This window comes from Variovorax sp. 54, assembly GCF_002754375.1.
Classification (GTDB): Bacteria; Pseudomonadota; Gammaproteobacteria; order Burkholderiales; family Burkholderiaceae_C; genus Variovorax.
In genome coordinates, this window is the sequence record NZ_PEFF01000001.1 from 2,959,717 (window position 1) to 2,979,878 (window position 20,162).

The 20,162-nt window shown below is 68.7% G+C and carries 18 protein-coding genes; 6 read left to right on the top strand and 12 right to left on the bottom strand.

The window, feature by feature from the left end; all coding sequences use genetic code 11:
* Positions 1–14 precede the first annotated feature (14 nt).
* Positions 15–1,628, bottom strand: coding sequence for a hypothetical protein (locus CLU95_RS13705; protein WP_257214623.1), 1,614 nt, complete (start codon positions 1,626–1,628; stop codon positions 15–17).
* A 364-nt stretch (positions 1,629–1,992) separates the two neighbouring features.
* Between CLU95_RS13705 and CLU95_RS13710 the strand changes: the two genes are divergently transcribed.
* A complete protein-coding gene (locus CLU95_RS13710; protein WP_099793891.1) occupies positions 1,993–2,622 on the top strand; it encodes a LysE family translocator in 630 nt (209 codons plus the stop codon).
* Positions 2,623–2,641: 19 nt separating this feature from the next.
* Here the strand turns inward: CLU95_RS13710 and CLU95_RS13715 are convergent, their stop codons facing one another.
* From CLU95_RS13715 to CLU95_RS13730, 4 genes are read right to left on the bottom strand one after another with little or no spacing between them, the layout of a single operon-like run.
* Positions 2,642–4,084, bottom strand: coding sequence for an L-serine ammonia-lyase (locus tag CLU95_RS13715; protein WP_257214624.1), 1,443 nt, complete (start codon positions 4,082–4,084; stop codon positions 2,642–2,644).
* Complete coding sequence (locus CLU95_RS13720; protein ID WP_099793893.1) at positions 4,057–5,037, bottom strand: ABC transporter substrate-binding protein; 981 nt, start codon at positions 5,035–5,037, stop codon at positions 4,057–4,059. Before CLU95_RS13720 ends, CLU95_RS13715 begins: the two co-directional genes overlap by 28 nt.
* 32 nt (positions 5,038–5,069) lie before the next feature.
* Positions 5,070–6,716, bottom strand: a complete 1,647-nt coding sequence (locus CLU95_RS13725) for an ABC transporter permease (protein WP_099793895.1) — start codon at positions 6,714–6,716, stop codon at positions 5,070–5,072.
* Positions 6,717–6,729: 13 nt separating this feature from the next.
* Complete coding sequence (locus CLU95_RS13730) at positions 6,730–7,800, bottom strand: ABC transporter ATP-binding protein (protein WP_099793897.1); 1,071 nt, start codon at positions 7,798–7,800, stop codon at positions 6,730–6,732.
* 222 nt (positions 7,801–8,022) lie between these two features.
* On the opposite strand from CLU95_RS13730, the gene CLU95_RS13735 reads away from it, so the two are divergent.
* Both CLU95_RS13735 and serB read left to right on the top strand, forming a co-directional pair.
* Positions 8,023–8,907: a LysR substrate-binding domain-containing protein gene (locus tag CLU95_RS13735; protein WP_257214625.1), complete on the top strand. Its 885-nt coding sequence runs from the start codon at positions 8,023–8,025 to the stop codon at positions 8,905–8,907.
* Between the two features lie 5 nt (positions 8,908–8,912).
* Positions 8,913–9,590, top strand: coding sequence for a phosphoserine phosphatase SerB (serB, locus tag CLU95_RS13740; protein ID WP_257214626.1), 678 nt, complete (start codon positions 8,913–8,915; stop codon positions 9,588–9,590).
* On the opposite strand, the gene recG is transcribed toward serB, so the two are convergent.
* Genes recG through CLU95_RS13755 form a run of 3 tightly spaced genes read right to left on the bottom strand, consistent with a single transcriptional unit; the run spans position 9,580 to position 13,864 of the window.
* A complete protein-coding gene (recG, locus tag CLU95_RS13745) occupies positions 9,580–11,688 on the bottom strand; it encodes an ATP-dependent DNA helicase RecG (RefSeq protein ID WP_257214627.1) in 2,109 nt (702 codons plus the stop codon). The two genes, serB and recG, sit on opposite strands and share 11 nt — an antisense overlap.
* A gap of 11 nt (positions 11,689–11,699) precedes the next feature.
* Complete coding sequence (locus CLU95_RS13750) at positions 11,700–13,190, bottom strand: TIGR01777 family oxidoreductase (RefSeq protein WP_099793903.1); 1,491 nt, start codon at positions 13,188–13,190, stop codon at positions 11,700–11,702.
* Positions 13,187–13,864, bottom strand: coding sequence for a DUF4166 domain-containing protein (locus CLU95_RS13755; protein ID WP_099793905.1), 678 nt, complete (start codon positions 13,862–13,864; stop codon positions 13,187–13,189). Before CLU95_RS13755 ends, CLU95_RS13750 begins: the two co-directional genes overlap by 4 nt.
* A gap of 137 nt (positions 13,865–14,001) precedes the next feature.
* Between CLU95_RS13755 and queA the strand changes: the two genes are divergently transcribed.
* From queA to CLU95_RS13770, 3 genes are read left to right on the top strand one after another with little or no spacing between them, the layout of a single operon-like run.
* Positions 14,002–15,045 (top strand): tRNA preQ1(34) S-adenosylmethionine ribosyltransferase-isomerase QueA, encoded by a 1,044-nt coding sequence (gene queA / locus CLU95_RS13760; RefSeq protein WP_099793907.1) that lies wholly within the window; start codon positions 14,002–14,004, stop codon positions 15,043–15,045.
* 8 nt (positions 15,046–15,053) lie between these two features.
* Entirely contained in the window at positions 15,054–16,226 is a 1,173-nt protein-coding gene (tgt, locus tag CLU95_RS13765; protein WP_099793909.1) for a tRNA guanosine(34) transglycosylase Tgt, read from the top strand.
* Between the two features lie 36 nt (positions 16,227–16,262).
* Complete coding sequence (locus CLU95_RS13770) at positions 16,263–17,048, top strand: SDR family NAD(P)-dependent oxidoreductase (RefSeq protein WP_099793911.1); 786 nt, start codon at positions 16,263–16,265, stop codon at positions 17,046–17,048.
* 72 nt (positions 17,049–17,120) lie between these two features.
* On the opposite strand, the gene CLU95_RS13775 is transcribed toward CLU95_RS13770, so the two are convergent.
* The 4 genes from CLU95_RS13775 to CLU95_RS13790 all read right to left on the bottom strand — a co-directional run bounded on the left by CLU95_RS13775 (position 17,121) and on the right by CLU95_RS13790 (position 19,980).
* Positions 17,121–17,498 carry a DUF3597 domain-containing protein gene (locus CLU95_RS13775; protein ID WP_099793913.1) on the bottom strand — a complete coding sequence of 126 codons (378 nt, stop codon included), beginning with the start codon at positions 17,496–17,498 and terminating at the stop codon, positions 17,121–17,123.
* A 91-nt stretch (positions 17,499–17,589) separates the two neighbouring features.
* Positions 17,590–18,702: a serine endopeptidase gene (locus CLU95_RS13780; RefSeq protein ID WP_099793915.1), complete on the bottom strand. Its 1,113-nt coding sequence runs from the start codon at positions 18,700–18,702 to the stop codon at positions 17,590–17,592.
* Positions 18,703–18,733: 31 nt separating this feature from the next.
* Complete coding sequence (locus CLU95_RS13785) at positions 18,734–19,537, bottom strand: DUF2145 domain-containing protein (RefSeq protein ID WP_099793917.1); 804 nt, start codon at positions 19,535–19,537, stop codon at positions 18,734–18,736.
* Entirely contained in the window at positions 19,534–19,980 is a 447-nt protein-coding gene (locus CLU95_RS13790) for a hypothetical protein (protein ID WP_257214807.1), read from the bottom strand. The genes CLU95_RS13785 and CLU95_RS13790 overlap by 4 nt, the downstream gene beginning before the upstream one ends.
* Positions 19,981–20,162 lie beyond the last annotated feature (182 nt).

The window sequence follows — 20,162 nt, forward strand, 5'->3', positions numbered from 1 at the left end:
GTGATGCAACGTTGTCAGGGTGCCGGCGCCGACAGGGTCTTCGCCATCGCGATCACCAGGTTGCGGCCCTGGGCCACGATGGCATCGCGGAAGCCCTCGAAGGTTGCATCCGTGATCTTGCCGTCGCTGCCCGCACCGAAGCGCGTCATGACCGGCGTGTGAATGTGCCCGGCGGGAATGTTCAGCTTGAAGGTGTCGCGCAGCAGCGTGTTGCGGTACGCGCTCGCATTGGAGAGGTAGTTGCCGCCGCCGCCCCGGCTGGAGCAGTTGTTGTCCAGCGGGCCCAGCGCGTCTTTCTTGCACGGCTGCACGCTGTAGGTGTCGCGCCGCAGCACGTCCCAGCCGCCGGGCGTGCCGGTGTCGCGGTTGATGACGCCCTCGCCCGTCTTCGCGTCGATCATGGCCTGGAACGGCAGCGTCGACACCGTGAACTGCGGCGGCGTCTCCTTGGCCCAGGGCCGCGGCATGAAACCGAGCCAGCGCTCCGGCGGATAGATGTCGCAGTCCAGCACCGACGGGAACCTCTCGCCGTCGATGCAGGCGGGCCAGACGTTGTCGTTGCCCGGAATGCTGGCCAGGTGGTAGCGGCCGTTGAAGTGCTCCAGGTGAAAGGCACCGCCGCCCTGGCTCATGGAGATGGATGCATCCACGCGCTTGGGCCCGGGCTTGAACCACGGCCCCAGCGTGTCTTCCTGCATGCCCTGCAGGAAGGGCGGGTAGTTCACGGGCAGGATGAAGGTGCGGATGACGGCCGTGGTGCCGTCGCCCAGCACCACGGTGTTGCCGTCCAGCGAGAGGATGGTCGCGCCCGACGGGTTGCCGATGCGGATGTTCGGGTTGTCGTGGACGCCCGGCGTGCCCAGCGTGAAGGGATCGAAGCCGCTGACCAGGATGCGCTTGTGGCCCGCGCCTTCCGGGAAGTCGATCGCGTACTGGCCGCGCGACGCGCGCTCGAATTCGTTCTCCAGTGCGGCGCGCTGTGCGTCGTCGAGCGGGAAATCGGGCTTCCACTGGCGCAGCGCGAACGTCATGGTCAGACGCGCCCAGTACAGCATGCGGTCGTCGCTCTGCGGCAGGCTGCCCTCGACCTTGCGGCCCTGCACCCGGTCCACCGCGGCCTGCCACAGCTGCTGGCCCTCGGCCTTCAGCAGAGCCACGGCCGCGTCATAGCTCGACGCGCCGGCCAGACCGTCCTTGCACAGCTTGAGTGCAAACGCCGGCCCGAACTTGTCGAAGCCGCTGGCCTGCAGCAACTGCTGCGAGAAGCTCGCCGCATCGCTGGCGCTGAGCTTGTTGGGCAGGCGTTGCTCTTCGTACGAGGCCGCGACGCCGGTGTCCATCGCGCACCTGGCCTGGATCGCCGGCGGCGCGGGTGGTGGGGGATTCGTCGTGGGTGGCGGTGCGGGCGGTGGTGCGTTGGCAGCGGCGATCGCTGCTGCCATGGCCGCGACGGTGGCCGGGTCAGGCCCGCCACCTCCGCCGCCGCCGCATCCCGCCACTACCGCCGCGCAGATGCCCAGACCCAGTGCGTTTCGGCGCCAGGAGACGCCGCCCTGCACGGCGCCCGCGGCGTCCTTCGCTTCGCAGTCGTCCCCCGCGCAGGGGCTCGGATGAAAGTCGCTTGCCATGACGAATCGCTCCCATGAATGTGGTGTGTGCAGACCAGGAAAGCCCCACGGCCGGTCGCCGTAAGTCTCGGCAATTGGTCAACACCACCATGGATCTAGGTCTCAACTATTCGATCTTGGTTGAGCTTTGATATATGTTTTGTTGAACAATTAACCAAATGATGCCCCACCATGTTCTTCATGAAATTGGTGCAAACCCGCAAGATGAGAGATGCAGGCGCCACGGCCGCGCGCCTCGCCGCACAGCGGTGGCTCCCTGATTCGTGAGGTGCGCGCGAGGGCAAACGAGCACCGCGGGCAGAGCGGTTCGCCACCGGACTGCTGAAATAATGGTCACCCCGCCACACCGCCGCCGGATGCGCCCATGACCCTGTCCGCCTACCTGCTGTTCCTCCCCGCCTGCTTCGCCATCAACATGGCGTTCGGCCCCAACAACCTGCTGTCGGTGACCAACGGCGCGAAGCACGGCGTGTCGCCGGCCGTGATCGCGGCGAGCGGCCGGCTCGTGGCCTTCGCGGTCATGATCGCCATCGCGGGGCTGGGCATGGGCGCGGTGTTGGTCGCATCGGAGCTGGCCTTCGATGTCATCAAGTACATCGGCGCCGCCTACCTCGTGTGGATCGGCATCCGGCTGTTGCGCGCGCCCGCGCCGACCGCGCAGGTGCAGGCGCACGAGGCCGCGCCGCCGTCGATGCGTGCGCTGGTGCGCCAGGAGTTCACGGTGGCAGCCGGCAACCCGAAGGCGATCCTGGTGTTCACCGCGTTCTTCCCGCAGTTCGTGGTGCCCGGCGCGTACGCGTCGAGCTACCTGCTGCTGGGTATGACCTTCCTCGTGTTCGAGCTGGTCGCGATCGCGCTGTACGCGCTGCTCGGCGCGCGCATGCGCCGGCTGGCCAACGGCAGCCGCGCGATGCGCTGGTTCAACCGCATCAGCGGCAGCATGATGGTCGGCTTCGGCCTGATCCTCGCGTTCACGCGCCGGCCGGCGGGTTGAGCGGCTGACCGCGCAGCGGTCAGCACTCGACGATGTTCACGGCGAGGCCGCCGCGCGAGGTTTCCTTGTACTTGGTCTTCATGTCCGCGCCGGTCTGCATCATGGTGCGGATGACCTTGTCGAGCGACACGACGTGCGAGCCGTCGCCGCGCAAGGCCATGCGCGCGGCGTTGATGGCTTTCACCGCGCCCATCGCATTGCGCTCGATGCACGGGATCTGAACCAGCCCGCTGACCGGGTCGCAGGTCATGCCCAGGTTGTGCTCCATGCCGATCTCGGCGGCGTTCTCGACCTGGCCGGGCGTGCCGCCCATCACCGCGGCGAGCGCGCCCGCCGCCATCGAGCAGGCCACGCCGACCTCGCCCTGGCAGCCGACCTCGGCGCCCGAGAGCGAGCCGTTCTTCTTGTAGAGGATGCCGATGGCGGCGGCGGTGAGCAAGAACTCGATCACCGCCTCGTCGCCCGCGCCGGGAAAGAAGCGCTGGTGGTAGTGCAGCACCGCCGGAATCACGCCCGCCGCGCCGTTGGTGGGCGCGGTGACCACGCGCCCGCCGGCCGCGTTCTCTTCGTTGACGGCCATGGCGTACAGGTTGACCCAGTCCATCGCCGCGAGCGGGTCGGGTGCGGCCTGCGCGGTGCCGCTGCCCTGCAGCTGACCGAACAGGTCGGCCGCGCGCCGCCGCACCTGCATGCGCCCGGGCAGGGTGCCGGTGCTCGCGCAGCCGCGCCGCACGGCGCCGGCCATCGCGTCCCACACCTGCAGCAGCTCCGAGCGCACCTCGGCCTGGGGCCGCCATTGCGTTTCGTTGGCCATCATCAGCGCGGCGATCGACAGGCCCTGCGCCCGGCATTGCGCCAGCAGTTCCGCGCCGCTGTCGAAGGCGAAGGGCAAGCCCGCAGGCGCCGGGCGCTGCACGCCCGCTTCGTTGCGCACGCTCTCGCCCTGCGCATCGACGACGAAACCGCCGCCGACTGAAAAGTAATCCGCCTCGGCGAGGGTCTGCCCCTGCGCATCCAGCGCGATGAAGCGCAGGCCGTTCGGGTGCTGCGGCAGGCTCTTGCGCAGGAAGAGCAGGTGCGCCTTCTCGTCGAACGCCACGGCATGCACGCCGAGCAAATGCAGGCGCTGCTCGCGCCGGATCGTCGCGACGGCGGGCTCGATGGTGTCGGGATCGATCCGGTCGGGCCGGTGGCCTGCGAGCCCGAGCAGCACGGCGCGGTCGGTGCCGTGGCCGCGGCCGGTGGCGCTCAGCGAGCCGTACAGCTGCGTCACCAGCGCGGCCACCTGCGGCAGCAGGCCTTGCGATTGCAGCAGACAGGCGAACTGCCGCGCCGCGATCATCGGCCCGACCGTGTGCGAGCTCGAGGGGCCGATGCCGATCTTGAACAGATCGAAGGCGCTGACGGACGTCGAAGACGCCTTCGCCGTGCCGGTCACCGCGCCTTCACCGCCAGGTTCCACAGCGCGACGAGCTGTTCGTACTCGGCCGAAGCGGCTTCCTGGTCGAGCGGGAAGATCTTGATGGCGCTCAAGTCGGGCAGCGAGGTGAGCTTGGACACCGCGATGTCGCTGCGCACCGGACGGCGGAAGTTCTTCACCAGCAGTTCCTGCTGCGTCTCCTTGCTCAGCAGGCCGTTGTAGAGCGCAACGGCGGCGTCCATGTTCTTCGCGCCCTTCACGATGAACATGCCTTCGGGCGCCAGGTAGCTGCCCTCGGTGGGATAGACCAGCTTGATCTCTTTCTGGCCGCCCGCCACGTACTCCTGCGCCGCGTACTCGATGGTCAGGCCCACCGGGTACTCGCCGGCGGCCACGCCCTTGTAGGTGCTGCCCGACGACGCGGTGATGACCGCGTTGGCCGCCAGCTTGCCCAGGCCGTCGCGGCCGAACTGCTTGAGCAGGCCATACACCAGCATGTAGGCCGTGGCGCTCTTGCTCGGGTCGGTGATGGCGAACTTGCCCTTCCACTCGGGGCGCATGAGGTCCGACCAGGTCTTGGGCGCGGGCATGCCCTTGAGCTGGCGCTCGTTGATCATCATCACCATCACGTGCACGTTGGTGCCGACCCACAGGTCGTTCGGGCCGCGAAAGGCTGCGGGCACGGCCGCGAGGTCGGGCGACTTGTAGGGCGCCATCTGGTCCTTGTAGGCACCCAGCGTGCCGAAGCCGCCGCTCCACAGCACGTCGCCGCGCGGGTTCTTGGCCTCGGCCTGGATGCGCTTCATCAGCGTGCCGGTGCCGCCCGTGACCTGCTGCACCGTGAGCCCGGGCGTCTTCTTCTTGACCACGGCCAGCGCGGTCTCGACGGTTTCGGTGTTGTTGGACGAATAGAGCACCACCGTCTGCGCACCGGCAACACCCGCCGTGAAGGCCAGGGTCGCAATCGCGCATTTCGCCAGGGACTTGAAGGACATGAAAACCTCGCAGGTTGAAGTGAATGGGTGGGTCATTTGCTGGAAAACAGATTGATGCGGAACACCTTGATCGCCACCACGATGGGCAGCAGGATCACGCTGACCAGCGCCGCGCCGTACGCCGAGGCCAGGCCCAGGCGGCCGCCGTCGACCTGGCGGAAGATGGCGATGGGCATGGTCTCCAGGCCGCCCGTGTAGACCACGATGGAGGCCGACAGCTCCGAGATCGTGGTCACCCACATCAGGATGGCGGCCGAGATGATCGAGGCCTTCATGGCCGGCAGCAGCACCTTGAAGAAGGTCTTCAGCGGCGACACGCCCAGGCTGATCGAGGCCTCTTCGATGGAGTCCGAGATGTTGAACAGCGTCGACGACGCGTTGCGCACCGCAAAGGGCAGGCGGCGCACCGTGTAGCACAGCACCATGATCCCCGAGGTGCCCGCCAGCACCAGCCAGCCGGTGTTGAAGGTCTGCACCAGCGCAATGCCCAGCACCGTGCCCGAGATGGTCAGCGGCAGCACCACGATGTAGTCGAGCAGTTGCGTGAAGGGGTTGCGCTTCTTGATCGTCAGGTAGCTCACGAGCACCGCGAAGGCCACGCCCACCACCGTCGCCATCGAGGCGAACTTCAGCGAGTTGATGATCGGCTCGGGCGCACCGCGCAGCGCACGCTCCAGGCTCGACAGCGACCACTGGCCCCAGCGCATCACGGGCCCGCTGGTCTCGGTGAACGCGCCCACGAAGACGATGAGCAGCGGCAGCATCGACAGCACGATGATCACGCCCACGCTGAGCGTGTAGAGCACCGCCGCGCCCGAGCGCACGCGCACCACCGCGGGCGCGCGGCCTTGCGTCATCGTGTAGATCTTGCGTTCGACCACGCGCTTCTGGAAGAACAGCACGATGGCCACGATGCCGATGGACACCACCGACATCGCGCTTTGCAGCGTGGGGCTGCCGCCCATCTCGCCGACGAAGGCGTTGTACGTCATGACCGACAGCAGCGGCACGCTGCTGCCCAGCACCACCGACAGCGCGAAGTTGCCCACCACCAGCGTGAACACCACCAGCGCATTGACCAGCACCGCGGGCAGGATCACCGGCACCAGCACGCGCAGCTTGGTCACCAGCGGCGAGGTGCCCAGGCTCAGGCCGGCTTCTTCGAGCTGGCCGTCGAAGCCGCGCAGCGCGGCCAGCACGCCCAGGTAGATGTAGGTGTAGTAGACGAGGGTCATGGAGAACACCATGCCGGTCCAGCCGTAGAAGGTCGGCAGCGTGATGCCCACGCCCGCGAGCAGGTTGGTCACCAGCCCGTTGTTGCCCAGCAGCAGCAGCCACGACTGGCCGACGATGATCTCGGGGATCACGATGGTCATGATCGGCAGCACGGCCACCAGGTTCTTCAGCGGGAAGTCGTAGCGCGCCACCATGTACGCGAAGGGCACGCCCACGGCCACGGTGCAGGCCGTGACCGACACGCCGAGCACCAGCGTGTTGCGGAACGCGAGCAGGTATTCGCTGTCCTGCAGCAAGGTGATGAAGCCGGTCAGCGAGAACGCGCCCGACTCGTCGCGCACGCTGTTCACGAACAGCGTGCCCAGCGGATAGAACACGAAGAACAGCAGCAGCACGAGGCTGAGCAGGGTCAGGAAACCCCAGGGCCACCAATTGATTTTCATGGCGTGCGTCCGTTCAGGCGGCGACGACGCGGCTGTCGGCCGGCACCAGCACCTGCACCGCATCGCCGGCCTGGAAGTCGGCCACCATGTTGCCGGCATGCAGCTCGACGCGGATCTCGGAGTTGTCGTGCAGCCGGATGCGGTAGGCGGTCTTGAAGCCCAGGTACTGGCGGCGCAGCACCTCGCCCGCGATGGCGTTGGGCACGTGGGGCGCGGGCGCCATCAGCGACAGCGCCTCGGGCCGCGCGATGAGGATGCCCTGCGCGCCCAGTGCGGCGCCGCCCTGCGTGCCGTCGAGCTGCTGGCCGCACAGCTGGTAGCGCACATGCGACGCGGCCCCGCCGGCGGACTCGGCCGGCACCGGAATCACGTTGGCCGAGCCGATGAAGTCCGCCACGTAGGCGTTCACCGGCGTGCCGTACAGCTCTTCGGGCGTGCCCAGTTGCGCGATGCTGCCGCGGTCCATGATGGCGATGCGGTCGGACATGGCCAGCGCCTCTTCCTGGTCGTGTGTGACGAACACGGTGGTGATGCCGGCCTCGCGCACGAGGTCAAGAATCACGTCGCGCATCTGCAGCCGCATCTTGGCGTCGAGGTTGGACAGCGGCTCGTCCATCAGCAGCACGCGCGGGCGGATCACCAGCGCGCGCGCCAGCGCCACGCGCTGGCGCTGGCCGCCGCTCATCTGCGCCGGGTAGCGGTCGGCCAGTGCCAGCAGGCTCACCTTGTCCAGTGCCTCATTCACGCGCCGTGCGATCTCGGCCTTGGGCACCTTGCGCGCGCGCAGGCCGTAGGCCACGTTGTCGAAGGCCGTCTTGTCGGGGAACAGCGCGTAGTCCTGGAACACCATGCCGATGTCGCGGTGGTGGGTCGACACGCGCGTCACGTCGTCCTTGTCGAACAGGATGCGGCCGCCGTCGGGCTCGTTGAAGCCGGCGATGCAGCGCAGCAGGGTCGTCTTGCCGCAGCCGCTGGGGCCCAGCAGGGTGTAGAAGGCGCCATCGGGCACATGCAGCGACAGGTTCTGCAGCACCGTCTGGTTGGCGAACTGCTTCACGACGTTGTCGATGGTGATGGAAGCCATGTCTCTTGTTCAGGGTGGAAGGAAGCGCGATGCTAGGTGCGGCTCTTGCGTGCCACCAGCCGTATTTTTTAAGGCGGCCGGTTAGTTTTTCTGCAGGCTTCCCGGTCTACGATGCCCGCCGGCCTCCGACCCCGGGCGGCACGCAACCGAACACGAAAAACAGATGAGGAAGACAAGCCCGCTCGCCAAGGTACGCATGTGGTGACCCGACGCCTCCCCCCTTTGAAAGCGCTGCGCGCTTTCGAGGCGGCGGCGCGCCATGCCAACTTCACCGCGGCCGCCGACGAACTCAGCATCACGCACAGCGCCGTCAGCCAGCAGATCCGCCTGCTGGAGGACTACCTGGGCCAGCCGTTGTTCGCGCGCGAGGCCCGCGGCGCGACGCTGCTGCCCCATGCGCGCGACTACTTCGCCGAAGTGCAGGCCAGCCTGGACCGCATCGCCAGCGCCACGGCCGCGCTGAAGTCGCCCCACCAGCGCAGCAGCCTGCGCGTGTGCACCACGCCCTCGCTGGCGATGAAGTGGCTCATTCCGCGGCTGGCCGGGTTCCAGGCCCTCGCGCCGCAGACCGACGTGCAGCTGTCGACCCTGGGCCGGCAGTTCTTCGACCAGGCCGAGGCCGGCAGCGACGTGCTGATCCGCCGCATTCCCATGCAGCGCCCCGACCACACCTGCGTGCGCTGCCTGGACGACCACCTCGTGGCCGTGGCGTCGCCGCGCTTCATCGAGCGGCACCGCATCGCCAGCATTGCCGACTGCCTGGGCCACCCGCTGCTGCAGGCCACCGGCGGGCTGGAGAACTGGCCGCGCTGGTTCGAACTGGCCGGCCTGCGCGTGCCGCCCCAGCTGCCGGGCCCCGTGTTCGACCACCAGTTCCTTTGCATGCAGGCGGCCATGAACGACCTGGGGCTCGCGCTGGCGCCCTGGTGCCTGCTCGAGGAAGACATCCGCGCCGACCGGCTGCGCCTGGTGTTTCCCGAACCGCGCCTGCCCGCCTCCGGCGTCTATGCGCTGTACCGCACCGAAGGGCCGGTGGCCGCGCTGGCACGGCAGTTCGTCGACTGGCTCGGCACGCAGCACTGGAGCGCGGGAAGCCGCACGCCATGAACCCCATGCCCTCTCTTCCTCTCCGGCGGCTGTCGGACTTCAAGCTGATCGCCTTCGACATGGACTCGACGCTGATCGACATCGAGACGGTCGACGAGATCGCCGACATCGCGGGCTGCGGCCCCGAGGTCGCGGCGATCACCGAGGCCACGATGCGCGGCGAGATCACCGACTACAAGGACAGCCTGCGCCGGCGCGTGGCCCTGCTGCGCGGCGTGCCGCTGTCGGCGCTGCAGGCCGTGTACGACCAGCGCCTGCACCTGAACCCCGGCGCCGAGACGCTGATCGCCGCCTGCAAGCAGGCCGGCCTGCGCGTCGTGCTGCTGAGCGGCGGCTTCACGTTTTTCACCGACCGCCTGCGGGACCGGTTGAAGCTGGACGACACCCGTTCCAACGTGCTCGAGATTGAAGACGGACGCCTCACCGGGCGCATGCTCGCCCAGCCATGGGGCGACATCTGCGACGGCGATGCCAAGCGAGACAAGCTGCTCGACTGCTGCCGCGATATGGGCATTTCGCCGGCCCAGGCCATCGCCGTGGGCGACGGTGCCAACGACCTGCCGATGATGGGCGCGGCCGGGCTGTCGGTGGCCTACCGCGCCAAGCCGATGGTGCGTGAGGCCGCGATGCTGGCAATCGACGAAGGCGGGCTCGACCGGCTGCTGGGTTTCCTCAGGCCTTGAGGTACTCGGCCTTGGTACCGAGCCAGCGGTCGATGTGGCGCTGCGCCAGTTCGGGGTGCTTCTGCAGCATCACCGGCGCGAGTTCGCGCGCCCAGTCGAGCAGCAGCGTGTCGGTCGCGAGGTCGGCAAAGCGCAGCAGCGGCGCACCCGACTGGCGCGCGCCCAGAAATTCGCCGGGCCCGCGAATCTCGAGGTCGCGCCGTGCGATCTCGAAACCGTCGCCGGTCTCGGCCATGGCCTTGAGCCGCGCGCGCGCCGCTTCGCCCACGCGACCGCTGTCGCCCGGCGCATAGAGCAGCACGCAGGCCGAAGCCGCCGCGCCGCGCCCCACGCGCCCGCGCAGCTGGTGCAGCTGCGAGAGGCCGAAGCGCTCGGCATGCTCGATCACCATCAGCGAGGCGTTGGGCACGTCGACGCCCACTTCGATCACCGTGGTGCTCACGAGCACCTGGATTTCGTTCGCGGTGAAGGCCGCCATCACCGCCTGCTTCTCGGCCGTGGGCATGCGCGAATGCAGCAGGCCGACCTGGATGTGGTCGCCCAGCGTGCCGGCGAGTTCGTCGCGCGTCTCGGTGGCGTTGCGCAGGTCGACCGCCTCGCTCTCCTCGATCAGCGGGCAGACCCAGTAGACCTGCCGGCCCTGCGAAATCTGCGCCTGGATGCGGTCGATGACCTCGTCACGCCGGTGGTCGGCCACCAGCTTGGTGACGATGGGCGTGCGGCCCGGTGGCAGCTCGTCGAGGGTGGAGACGTCGAGGTCGGCGTAGTAGCTCATCGCCAGCGTGCGGGGAATCGGTGTGGCGCTCATCATCAGCAGGTGCGGTTCGAGGTCGCCACCGGCCTTGCCGCGCAGGGCCAGGCGCTGCGCGACACCGAAGCGGTGCTGCTCGTCGATGATGGCCAGCGCGAGCTTCTTGAAGCGCACTTTTTCCGAGATGACCGCGTGCGTGCCGATGACCAGCGCGGCCTCGCCGCTCTCCACCGCCGCCGACATCTCGTCGCGCTCCTTCTTCTTCTGGCTGCCCGTGAGCCACGCCACGCGCAGGCCGCGCTCGGCCAGCAGCGGATCGAGCCAGCCGACCAGCTTGCCGAAGTGCTGGGCCGCGAGGATTTCGGTGGGTGCCATCAGCGCGCACTGAAAGCCCGCGTCGATGGCGCGCGCCGCGGCCAGCGCCGCGACCACCGTCTTGCCCGAGCCCACGTCGCCCTGCAGCAGGCGGTGCATCGGAATCTGCCGGTGCAGGTCGGCCGTGATCTCCTCGCCCACACGCTGCTGCGCACCGGTGAGGCCGAAGGGCAGCACGGCGAGCAGCTGCGCGTGCAGTGAACTCGCCACCGGTTCGGCGGACGAAGGCAGCACGGGCGCACGTTGCGCCGCGCGCTCCAGCCGCGCCTGCAACTGCGAGAGCTGCTGCGCCAGCAGTTCTTCCGCCTTGATGCGCTGCCACGCCGGGTGGCTGTGGTCTTCGAGCGCGGCAATCGACACGTCGGGCGTCGGGTAGTGCAGGAAGCTCAGCGCGCTGCGCAGGTCCCACGCACCGCGCAGGCCGATCTGCACCGGAATGGTCTCGTCGAGCAGCGCGCGCGCCAGGCCCGAGCGCACCTCGCGCCGCAGCACCGGCTGTGCGAGCCCGGCCACGGTCGAGTACACCGGCGTGAGCGCATTGGGCAGCGCGGTGCCGGCCGCCTTGACGGTCGGGTGCATGATCTGCCGCCCCACGAAACCGCCGCGCATTTCGCCGCGCACGCGCACCTTGGCGCCCACCGCGAGCTGCTTCTGCTGCGACGGATAGAAGTTGAAGAAACGCAGCTGGCAGGTGTCGCTGCCGTCGTCAATGGTGGCGATGAGCTGGCGGCGCGGGCGGAACACCACCTCGCACTCGGTGACCACGCCCTCGACCTGCGCCATGTCGCCGTCGCGCGTGTCGGCGAGGCGCACGACGCGCGTCTCGTCCTCGTAGCGCATCGGCAGGTAGAGCGCGAAGTCGATGTCGCGCACGAGGCCGAGCTTGCGCAGCGCGCGCTGCACGAGGCTCAGGCCGGTGCCGGGCGGTTGCGCCGGCGCGGCGGGGGGAGTCGGTTCTTTCTTGGCGGGCACGGACAAGGCTTCTAGCGTGGACGGCAAAGGTCCGTCAAGGCGCTGCGGGCATCGGGGAACATGAACTGGAAGCCGGTGCGCAGCAGCTGCGCCGGCACGACGTGCTGGCCTTCGAGCAACAGGTCGGCCTGCTCGCCCAGCAGCAGCTTCACGGGCGCGGCGGGTGTGGGCATCCAGCAGGGGCGGTGCAACACACTGGCAGCGACACGGGTGAAGGCCTCCTGGCCCAGCGCGCCCGGCGCGGTGACGTTGAAGGCCTGCGCGGCGACGGGCTCGGTGGCGGACTCGGTCACGGTCCACACATGCGCGATGGCGCGAATCAGGTCGTGCACATGCACCCACGACAGCCACTGCCGCCCGCTGCCCAGGCGCCCGCCCATGCCCAGCTGCACCGGCATCAGCAGCTGCGGCAGCGAGCCCTGGTGGCCCAGCACGAAACCGAAGCGCAGGCAGGCCACGCGCACGCCGTGCGCCACGGCCGCGTGCGCGGCCTGCTCCCAGCGCTGGCACAGCGTCGACATGAAGATGTTCTGTGGCGGCGCGTCTTCGGTGAGCTCGGTGGTGTCGCCCTGCGGCTGCACGCCGTAGTAGCCGATGGCGGAACCCGAGAGCAGCAGCCACGGCTTGCGCGGGCGCGTGCCGATCCACGCGACGAGCTGCTGCGTCAAACCTTCGCGGCTTTGCAGCAGTTGCTGCTGGCGCCGCGCGCTCCAGCGCTGGCCGAGGATGCGTGCGCCCGCGAGGTTGACGACCACATCGATGGCGTCCGCGGCGGGAATCTGGTCGAGCGATTGCACGCAGCGCACCGCGCCGCCGAAGCCCCAGGCGGCGCCGCGCGCGTCGCGTGTCCACACCGTCACTGCGTGGCCATCGGCCAGCAGGTGGCGCACGAGGATCTGGCCGATAAAGCCGGTGCCGCCCGTCACCAGCACCTGCTGCGGCGTCGTGCCGAAGTGCACCGGGGCCTGGGCGTCGCGCACCTGCGCCTGCTTCCGCTGCTTGAACAAGGCGCGCGCCGCGAAGCCGTCGCGCAGGCCCGAGATGCCCACGCCCACGCCGCACAGCGCCAGGAAGGCGCTGAGCCAGCCGTGCGGCTGCCACACCATCGCCGTCGGTTGGTCGGCCCAGCCGACCGCGCTCATCGCCAGCAGCGCGATGAACGCGCCGGCGTTGATGGCCAGCACCGTGTGCGTCACGCGTTCGGTCGGCGGCAGCAGGCGGCTGCCGTCTTCGACCACGAAGTCCCACAGCGTGAGCACGATCTCGATGCCGAACACCGCGAGCAGCACCCACGCCCACGCGCCGTGCCAGGCCCACGCCGACAGCCCGAGGAACAGCGCGCAATAGATCGATGAGCGCGTGGCATGGATCGCCAGCTCGCGACCCGCCGTGCCGCGGCGCGGCAGGGCTTCGGTGCCTTCGTGGTGGTAGAGCGTGTCGAAGGCGCCCAGCGCGCCCTGCGCCGCCATGAGCTGCAAGGCCAGCAGGTGCGTGTCGATCATGCGGACACCGCCTGCGGCTCCGGCACTTCCTCGAACACGCCGACCTGCGTGAAGGTGGTGCCCATGAGGCAGTGGCGGATCTCGATGCGGATGTTGAAGCGCTCGGGCGTCTCGTTGTGGTGCCAGAGAAAAGTCTTGCCCGGCGTGAACAGGCCCGGCAGCGGAATGCGCCAGCCGAACACCTCCCAGAAATAACCGTCGCTCTGGAAATGCAGGCTGCCGTTGGCTTCCACGCTCAGCACCAGCTTCATGCCCAGCCCCATGCCCACGTACTCCAGCACCTCGCCGCGTTCGCTCTCGCGCATGAAGCTGGTGAACTGGATCGGTGGGCGACCGTGCAGGCGGTAGATGCGCTGCTTGTAGATGGCGGGGTCGTCGGGCCGGGCGTAGACCTGGATCTCGACCGGGAAGTGGCTGTCGCTGTAGGGAATCAGCGCGCCCTGGATCATCGGCTGCGTGAGGTGGCCCAGCAGCTTGCCGAAGCGCGAGCAGCGCAGCTCGCTGAGCGCGCCCAGGTAATGCAGCGCCTTGCCCGGCAGGGGATTTTTGTCGAAGCGCCGGCGGATGTCGGGGTGCAGCCCCATCCACGCGCCGCCCAGGATCTTCTTGAAGAGCTCGCCTTCGGAAGGAGGGGCAGGGGCAGGCGTGACGCGCGCAACGGAAGAATCGACCATGCGTCGATTCTGCCTCGGCAACCCCCGGCCGACCCTCACGCGGCGCTGTGATTCCGGGCCATGGGACAATCGCCGCTCTCCGCCTTTTTCTCTTTCCCATGCCTCCTTGGCACGGGCCCGTCCGGCCCTCAAGCACCATGCGCGCCTTCACGCTTTCCGATTTCGATTTCCATCTGCCGCCCGAGCTGGTGGCCCAACACCCGGCCATCGAACGCACCGCCTCCCGTCTGCTCGACGGCACCGGCGATGCCCCGGTCGACCGCATCTTCAAAACGTTGCCCTCGCTGCTGCGCGCGGGCGACCTGCTGGTCTTCAACGACACGCGCGTGGTCAAGGCGCGCCTGTTCGGCGAGAAGCCGACCGGCGGCAAGCTCGAGCTGCTGGTCGAGCGCGTGCTGCAGGGCCACGAGGTCGTGGCGCACATGAAGGTCAGCAAGAAGCCGCCCGTGGGCACCACGCTCGAGATGGTGGGCGGCTTCCGCGCCACGCTGCTGGGCCGCTGGCCCGAGGAAGACGGCGCGCTGTTCCGCTTCGGCTTCGAGAGCGACGCGGGCGAAGACCCGTATGCGCTGATGCAGCGCTGCGGCCACGTGCCGCTGCCGCCCTACATCACGCACACCGACTCGGCCGACGACGAGAGCCGCTACCAGACCGTGTTCGCGCGCGTGCCCGGCGCGGTGGCCGCACCCACGGCCGCGCTGCATTTCGACGAAGGCCTGCTGGCCGAGCTCGAAGCGCGCGGCGTGCAACGCGCCAGCGTCACGCTGCATGTGGGCGCCGGCACCTTCCAGCCCGTGAAGACCGAGAACATCGCCGAACACACGATGCACGCCGAGCGCTACGAAGTGCCCGAAGCCACGCAGCGCGCCATTGCCGAATGCAAGGCACGCGGCGGGCGCGTCGTTGCCGTGGGCACGACCACGGTGCGCACGCTCGAGTCGTGGGCGAAAAGCGGCGAAGCCACGGGCGACACGCGCATCTTCATCACGCCGGGCTTCGCCTTCGCACACGTTGACGTGCTGGTGACCAACTTCCATTTGCCGAAGAGCACGCTGATGATGCTGGTCTCGGCCTTCGCGGGTTATGAGCGCGTGATGGCGCTGTATGCCCACGCCATTGCCAACGGCTACCGCTTCTTCAGCTATGGCGATGCCATGCTGCTCGCACGGACCCAGGACTGAACGACATCATGCTGAACTTCGAACTCCTCAAGACCGACCCCGACAGCCACGCGCGCCGCGCGACGCTCACGCTCAACCACGGCAAGGTCCAGACGCCGATCTTCATGCCCGTGGGCACCTACGGCACCGTCAAGGGCGTGATGCCGCGCAGCCTCGAAGAGATGGGCGCGCAGATCATCCTGGGCAACACCTTCCACCTGTGGATGCGCCCGGGGCTGGACGTCATGGCCAGCTTCGGCGGGCTGCACCAGTTCGAGAAATGGAACAAGCCCATCCTCACCGACTCGGGCGGCTTCCAGGTGTGGTCGCTGGGCGCGATGCGCAAGATCAGCGAAGAGGGCGTGAAGTTCGCGTCGCCCGTCAACGGCGACAAGCTGTTCCTCACGCCCGAGGTCTCGATGCAGATCCAGACCATCCTGAACAGCGACATCGTGATGCAGTTCGACGAGTGCACGCCCTACGACACCAAGGGCCACATCACGACCGAGGCTGAAGCCCGCATCTCGATGGAGCTGAGCCTGCGCTGGGCCAAGCGCTGCCAGAGCGAATTCACGCGACTCGAAAACCCCAACGCGCTGTTCGGCATCGTGCAGGGCGGCATGTTCGAGAACCTGCGCGAAGAGTCGCTCGCGGCGCTGGTCGACATGGACTTTCCGGGCTACGCCATCGGCGGCGTGAGCGTGGGCGAGCCCAAGGAAGAGATGCTGCACATCATGGGCCACACGCCGCACCGGCTGCCCGCGAACAAGCCGCGCTACCTCATGGGCGTGGGCACGCCCGAAGACCTGGTGCAGGGCGTGGCCGACGGCGTCGACATGTTCGACTGCGTGATGCCCACGCGCAATGCGCGCAACGGCACGATGTTCACGCGCTTCGGCGACCTGAAGATGCGCAACGCGCGCCACAAGAGCGACCCGCAGCCGGTCGACCCGAGCTGCACCTGCCACGCCTGCGCGGGCACCTCGGGCGTGAGCTGGAACGACGGCGGGCGCGAAGGCTTCAGCCGTGCCTACCTGCACCACCTCGACCGCTGCGGCGAAATGCTCGGGCCGATGCTGTGCACGATCCACAACCTGCACTACTACCTGAACCTGATGACGGAGATCCGCGCGGCGCTCGACGCGGGCACCTTCACGGCGTTCCGCGCGCAGTTCAAGGCCGACCGCGCACGCGGCGTCTGACAACCGGCGCGGCGGTGTTGGGGTAGGCTTGCGGCCATGACATCCGCCGCTGCTTCCGCTTCTGTCTACACCGCCCGCTACCCCTCGCTGGCCGGCCGCACCGTGTTCATCTCGGGCGGCGCCAGCGGCATCGGCGAATCGCTGGTGCGGGCCTTTCATGCACAGGGCGCCAAGGTCGGCTTCTGCGACCTCGACACCGCCGCCGGCGGCGCGCTCGCCGCGCAACTGCAAGGCGCGGATCCCGCGCTGTTCGTACCCTGCGACGTGACCGACACGGCCGCGCTCGCCGCGGCCATCGACGCGGTGCGCCAGCGCTTCGGGCCGGTGTCGGTGCTGCTGAACAACGCGGCCAACGACCGGCGCCATGAACTGGCCGACGTGACGAGCGACGACTTCGACCGCCTCGTGGCCGTCAACTTCAAGCACCAGTTCTTTGCCGCGCAGGCGGTGGCCGACGACATGCGTGCGTTGGGCGGTGGCTCGATCGTCAACTTCGGCTCGATCAGCTGGATGATCAAGGGCAAGGGCTACCCGGTGTACCAGGCCTGCAAGGCCGCCGCGCGCGGCCTCACGCGCTCGCTGGCGCGCGACCTGGGCAAGGCGAACATCCGCGTCAACTCGATCGTGCCGGGCTGGGTGATGACCGAGCGGCAGATCCAGCTGTGGGTGAAGCCCGAATCGGGCGCGGAGATCGATGCGGCGCAGTGCCTGCCGGGGCGCGTGATGGCGGAAGACATTGCCGCGATGGCGCTGTTCCTTGCCGCTGACGATTCGCGCATGTGCACTGCACAAGACTACGTGGTGGACGCAGGCTGGACCTGAAGCGCCTCAGCGGTCGCCCCAAAGAAAAAGCCCGGCATGCCGGGCTTTTTGCTGCGTGGGTGGCGGGACGGATCAGTCGCGCAGTTCGGCTGGCAGCGTGCCGCCATTGGCGGCGATGCGGGTCATCACCTGCTTGTGCAGGCCGATGTTCCATTCGGCCGAACCCGGTTCGCCGTTGCTGTAGAGAATTTCGGTGGCCAGTTCCTTGCGCGCGGCGAGGCTGCTGTCCAGGCCCAGCAACTTGAGCAGGTCGACGATCGAGGTGCGCCAGTTCAGGCCGGCGGCACCCGGCATGGCGTCCAGGACGGCGGGCACGTCGCCCAGCGGAATCGCAGGCGGCGGTGCGACAGCGGCCGGCGCGCCGGGTGCAGCCGCCGGCGGTGCGGCGACGACTTCAGCGGCGTTGGCCGACGGAAAAATCTTGGAAAAAATCTTGCCGAAAATGCTCATGGGTGTGCTCCGTCAATGTGAATGGGAAAACCCGCGGCACGGCGTTGCGTGTCGCAGCCCGGGGTTGTAGCACGACCGTGCGGCGCTTTCGCTACGGGGCCGGCTGAACCGGTGCGCCCGGCGTGACCGATTGCGCAGTGCCGGTCACAGGTGTGTTCGGCGCTTGCGTTGCGGTCGCGGCGGTTCCGCAGGCATGGCAGAACTTGGAGAACGCGCTCTTGCGCGTGCTGCAGTGGCCGCAATGGTCGAACAGGCCGATGCCGCAGTGCGGGCAGAAGTCGATCTCGTTGTTCTTCAGGTCGACCGGGCGTTCGCAGCCGGGGCACACGCTCTTGCCCAGGCGTGCCAGCGCGACGTCGTAGCTCAGCTCTTCGCGGCGCACCTGGTCGGGCTGCTGCTCGGCGAGCTTCTGGCGCGCCAGGTAGCGGTTGAGCGCAATGATCGCGTAGCGCCCCACCAGCACCGTGAGCACGATGCCCACCACGTAGCGCACATAGCCGCCGTAGCTCGGGAGGTAAGGCACCAGCTCGACGAAGAAGGCAAACAGCGCGAAGAAGATGAAGCCCCACACGAAGGGCCAGTAGGTGCTCTTGCGCTTCTTCACGAACAGCCAGCCGGCCACCAGCAGCAGCGGCAGGGTCAGCGCGAGCCGGTAGGCGAACACGCGCAACTCGACGCGGCGGTACTCGGCATTCAGCCGCTCTTGCGCATCGTGCTCCAGCACCGACAACGCCTCGCGCGCACGCTGCTCGGCCTGGCGTGCGTCGAGCGCAATCTGGCGCTGTGCGTTCGCCTTACGTTGCGCCGCGTCTTCCTTCTGCTTGAAGGCGTCGAGCGCCTTGGTGCGCGCGATGAGCTCGGTGTCCTGGTCGGGCTGCGCGGTGGCGCGGCGCGTGGCGATCCAGTTGCCGAAGGTCTCGCGCGCGTTGGCGCTGGCCTGCTGCGCCGTGTTGAGCTGCAGCTGCGCCTGGTCGAGGTCGCGCGCGGCCTGCTCCTCGGCCGTTTCAGACGCCTTGATGGTGGCGCGCAGCGGCTCGGCCGCCGGCTTGTCGATGAAGTCGTCGAGCACGCGCACGCGCTCGACCTGCGGCAGGTCGCCCACGATCGTGCTGCCCAGCCCGATCAGGAAGCTCGCGAACACGAACGCCACCAGCCACAGGCCGCGGCGGAACCACTTCTCGGAGAGGCGCAGGGATTTGCTCATGGTCTTTCCTTCTTTCTTTTCTTCGTTTCGCTCAGAGCTTGAGTGTGACCGGCGCCGCACCCAGCCCCGCGCGCGGCAGCCAGCTGAACACCGAGTCGACGGTCACGGTCTCGATGCGGTCCGAAAACCGCTTCTCGTTCGGATGATCGTCGAACGCGATGTTGGCCGAGCCCACGCGCCCGCCCAGGCGGGTCAGCGGGCCGAGGGTCAGCGTGGTCGGCTCGTAGCCCTTGAACTGCAGCCAGGCCTGCGCCTGCGCGCGGGTGCCGATGGTGGCGGGCTCCATCGCGGCGGCCAGGGTTTCGAGCGCCCACTGGTTCGACTGCTGGTACTTCTGGCCCCAGGCGTAGCTCACGATGCTGTAGGGCGCCACGTTCAGGCGCACGAGGCGTGCATCGGGCTCGCGCAGCGCGGCCATCAGCTGCGCCTGCACCGCGGGCGTGGGCACGGACCAGGCGGCCTCGTAGCGCCACAGGTCGTCGAGGAAGAACTCGCCCAGCCCCTGCCGGTAGACCGCGGCCACCGCCGTGCCGCAGTGGTTGAGCTTGTGCACCACGCGCCACGGACCCTCGTCGGTCTTGTAGGCGATGCCCAGGTGCGAATAGCGCAGGCCGTACTTGCTCAGGTCCTGCCCGGCGCGCGCCAGGACGACCACGCGCGCGCCGCTCGCATCGAGCTGCTGCGACGTGCGCTCGGCCAGCTGCATGCCCTTGACGATCAGCGCCGGCGTCGGCTTGACCTGTTCGCACGAGCGACCGGCATTCGCCTGCAGCGGCAGCACCACCGCTGCGATGGCGAACGTCAGCAGCAGCGCGGGGCGCACGGCGGGCTTCACGACAGTCTTTCGTTGTGGAGCAGTGCGCGGCCGACCGCGTTGGGCACGAAGGCCAGCACCTCGCCGGCAGCCGAGAGCACGACACCCGTGCCGATCACGCTGACGACCACGGCCGTGCCGGCGACCGCCGACACGCCGCGGGTGGCGCGCCCCATCACCTTGACGCTGGCGCGGGCGCCGTCCGAGGCACGTTCGAGCAGGTAGACGGTGCCATCGACCGAGGCCTCGACCGCGATCACGGTGAGCACCGAGCCGCCCACCGACAGCGCCGCGGGCACGGCAACCACCGCGGTGGCCGATGCCCCGACGACAGACGCAGCACCGACCACCGAGGCCACGGGCAGCAGCGACAGCGCGGTCGAGGCCTCGCTCTGGGCCTGCGCGGGCAGCGGCGTGGCCACACCCGCGAACGCGGCGCAGACGGCGAAGGCCAGGGCGGCCATCGAGTGCGTCAGGGTGGTCTTGCGCGCAGCCGGCTGGCTGCGCGGGACGATCGAAACGGTGGGGGAAGAGAGGGGTTGCATGAAGGCCTCGCGGCGCAGTGAAGGTGAGCGAATGATGGTTCGCCTTCACGCCGCGAGGCTCGGATACTTCAACCAGTTGCGGCGCTGGCGTCCCGCAGTAT